Raw genomic sequence first — 223 nt, 5'->3', positions numbered from 1 at the left:
TGAAGTCGGAATCGCTAGTAATCGTAGATCAGAATGCTACGGTGAATACGTTCCCGGGCCTTGTACACACCGCCCGTCACACCATGGGAGTGGGTTGCAAAAGAAGTAGGTAGCTTAACCTTCGGGAGGGCGCTTACCACTTTGTGATTCATGACTGGGGTGAAGTCGTAACAAGGTAACCGTAGGGGAACCTGCGGTTGGATCACCTCCTTACCTAAAGATA

1 rRNA gene is annotated in these 223 nt (G+C 50.7%); it reads left to right on the top strand.

Annotation, left to right across the window (positions count from 1 at the left end):
• Positions 1-213 (top strand): 16S ribosomal RNA (locus tag N6G83_RS54740); the annotation flags it as partial.
• Positions 214-223 lie beyond the last annotated feature (10 nt).

This window comes from Serratia sp. PL7, assembly GCF_945957435.1.
This window is presented reverse-complemented; position numbering and strand designations above follow the sequence as displayed.